This is a genomic window from Gulosibacter sp. 10 (assembly GCF_900163695.1).
GTDB lineage: Bacteria > Actinomycetota > Actinomycetes > Actinomycetales > Microbacteriaceae > Gulosibacter.
Genome location: NZ_FUIC01000039.1, coordinates 1 through 3,017, shown reverse-complemented (window position 1 = coordinate 3,017; position 3,017 = coordinate 1). Strand labels below are relative to the sequence as shown.

The 3,017-nt window shown below is 66.5% G+C and carries 2 protein-coding genes and 1 tRNA gene; all 3 read left to right on the top strand.

Annotated elements, in window-relative coordinates; translation table 11 throughout:
• The first annotated feature begins 144 nt into the window (after positions 1-144).
• Complete coding sequence (locus tag FM112_RS14180) at positions 145-1,035, top strand: hypothetical protein (RefSeq protein WP_140400709.1); 891 nt, start codon at positions 145-147, stop codon at positions 1,033-1,035.
• Positions 1,036-1,114: 79 nt separating this feature from the next.
• A tRNA-Ser gene (locus FM112_RS14175) sits at positions 1,115-1,202 on the top strand.
• A gap of 85 nt (positions 1,203-1,287) precedes the next feature.
• A complete protein-coding gene (locus FM112_RS14170; RefSeq protein ID WP_087008737.1) occupies positions 1,288-2,727 on the top strand; it encodes a tyrosine-type recombinase/integrase in 1,440 nt (479 codons plus the stop codon).
• The last annotated feature ends 290 nt before the right edge of the window (positions 2,728-3,017 follow it).

The window sequence follows — 3,017 nt, the reverse complement described above, 5'->3', positions numbered from 1 at the left end:
CTCCTACACGGACAGCGACGCGCTCAACGGACTACACCCTCGTTCGAGAAGAGCCAGTTTGATGCCGACTCGATAAACAACGGATATCATTTTTACAACGAACCGACTTCTCGAATCCGCCGAAGATCCGTATGGAGAGTGATCATGGCATCTCAGCCTCAGCGTGTGACCCGCGTCACGATCGCGGTGATCGCCGGCTGCGCCCTCGGCATCGGCATGGGTGTTCCCGCCTTCGGCGCCTCGGGGAGCGATGCGCCGATCGAGACGGATGCCGGGTCGGTCGCGTCGGCTCAGGCGGGCACCGTCCCCACGGAGCCGGGTGCCGCGGAAGGCCGCGCGGATAGCGAGGGCTCCTCCTCGAGCGCCGCGACCGCCGGTGCGGATGCGGGATCCTCGGCCGACGACGAGGCATCGGGCGACCAGAACTCCTCGGAGGAGGGCGCGCTGGCCGACGCCGACTCCAGCGGACTCGCCGATGTCGACGCATCCGAGGCGGAGAGCGGCGACGAGGCGAACGAGCAGGCCACCGCGAACCAGGACGGCACGTCCGGCGCGGGCGGGGTCGACGCGGATGATGCGACCGACCCCGACGCGAACAGCGGTGCCGACGCGGGAACGGACGCTTCGGCGGACGGCGATGCGAGTGCGAACGGCAGCGACGACGGGGCCGACGGATCGGCCTCGGGCGGCGGCGAGACCGGTGGTCCCACCACCACCGAGACGCCGCAGAGCACCGGCGGCGGGGGCTCCGCGCCTTCGTCGGAGCCGGGCGTGGTCCCCGACGAGCCCGGGCACCGCGGCCACCACAACGACAGCCATTCGCATGACGGCCTCCCCATCCTCAACGCGCCCGTCGGGCCCGCGGAGGAGGACGAGGAGCGCGAGACGACTCCGGCGGCCACGCCGACGGAGACCGACGACGAGGACCTCGCGCCCACCGGCGCGAACGAGTTCGTCATCATCATCGGCATCGCCGCGGTGCTCGTGCTCATCGGCGCGATCATGCTCGTGATGCGCCTCCGCAGCCGTCGCTGACCAGCGGTCGGATCGGTGCGCGCGAGCCGCGCGAAAACCAGGTATGATAGGTCGCTGTCTGCACTTTCGGTGCAGCTCTGGAGGATTCGCCTAGTGGCCTATGGCGCACGCTTGGAAAGCGTGTTGGGTGCAAGCCCTCAGGGGTTCGAATCCCCTATCCTCCGCCAATGCCCCTCACCCGCGTGAAAGCACAGGTGAGGGGCTTTTTCAATGGGTTGACCGGCTGTCAGTGGGGTGACACGTTGGGGTGACATGGCCCAAGCCCCGACCCAGCCCGACGACGACCCGCAGGCCGCGGTCAGCAAGTACGCGAACCGGCAGCGAGGACCGAGGACCAGACGCAACGGCGAGGGGACGCTCTACGAGTTCACTCGGACGCTCTCCTCGGGCAGGGTCAGCACCTCGTGGCGGGCCAAGCGCCGGGTCGCCATTGGTGGTCGGACCATCCGGGGAGCGGGCCAGGGTCCGACCTCGGAGGCGGCGTTGGACTCCCTGGAGCGCAACCTGCTCAAGCAGCGGGTGGCGTTCGGGGAACTGAGTGCCGATGTGCTCAGACTTGACGAAGGCCCGCAGGCGCGGACCGTGGCGCAGTGCATCGCGGACTGGATGGCCACGAAGACCGACCTGTCGGACGAGCGCAGGAGCGGCTACGAGGCGAAGATCCGCAACTACCTCCTTCCGGCGTTCGGTGCGAAGCCCGTGCGCCTCCTCGACGGCGAGGAACTGAAGGACTACTTCCTGACCACGCTGCCGAACATCCGCAAGCCCAACGGTGAACCCTACCTGAAGTCCACGGCGCGGCGGCAGGTGTGCTTCATCCTCCACGCGACTCTGGAACAAGCGGTCAAGCACCGCCACCTCAACGTCAACCCGCTGGACGTGGTGGATGCGCCGAAGCGGGACAAACGCACGAAGAAGCAGGAGCGTACTCTGAACCGGGCGGCGCAGTGGGTGCCGCAGCACCTCCTCGAACTAATCCAGGGCCAGGAGGACGAGGCTCGGTGGATGTTCGCGTTCTACGGGAGGCGCCAGTCCGAGGTGCTTGGGTTGACCGACGAATGCATCGTGCCGAGGGCGCGGGCGGGAGAGCCGGGGAAGGTCGTCATCCAGCAGCAACTCCTGCACCGCTCTGCCAAGTACGGGTACGGCGAGTACGACAGCCGCGCACGGAGGTGGGCTTGCGGGAGGCAGGCGGACAGGTGCCCCGAGAAGATCGGGCGGGGTGAGTTCTACTTCAAGGACGTGTTGAAGACCGAGGACGGGGACCGGGAGGTTCCACTCGTGGAGCCCTTCTATACCGCTGTGATGGAGCACATCGAGAGGCAGAGGGCGTTCCGTGAGTCGGAGGCGTTCGTGCCCCTGGATGGGGACGAGCGGTTCGGGCGGCTGCTGTTCACGTCCCGGCATGGGACGCCGAAGCGGCATCAGAACGACCGGGCGGCGTGGCACAAGCTCCTCGATGATGCCGAGGTACCCACCGCGTTGAGGCTGCACGATGCTCGCCACCTGGCGGCGACCATGCTGTTCGAGATGGGCGTGCAGCCGGAGAAGATCATGCTCATCATGGGCTGGTCACCGCAGACGTTGCAGGAGATGCTGAAGAACTACGCGCACCCGTCGAGCGACATCCTCCGCGTGGACATGGAGGCCTACGGGCGCAGGATCATGCCCGGTCGTGGACGCAGTAGCTGACGGTCTCCCGTGTTGGGTACTGACCTGCACGTTCACCTGCGACCGTTGAGTTTGGCCTGGGCCGGCTGTCGACTCGCTTGAGGATCAGGTCCATGAGATGCTATGGACATGGAAGAGTCAGTCGAGGACCACGAGCCACGACAGACACTGTATGTCGACTTTCGGAAGTCTCGCCTTTACTTCGGCAAGCGCTTCTGGTGGGCAGCAGCACTAGTGGTTGCATCCATCGTTATCTGGCTCTTCACGAACGAGGGTGTAGTCGAGGTCTGAAACCGCCGGCTTCGAGCAGA

Excerpts from the sequence above, each read along its gene's own strand:
- FM112_RS14180 (WP_140400709.1), top strand. The coding sequence starts at position 145 with ATGGCATCTCAGCCTCAGCGTGTGACCCGCGTCACGATCGCGGTGATC.
- FM112_RS14170 (WP_087008737.1), top strand. The coding sequence starts at position 1,288 with ATGGCCCAAGCCCCGACCCAGCCCGACGACGACCCGCAGGCCGCGGTC.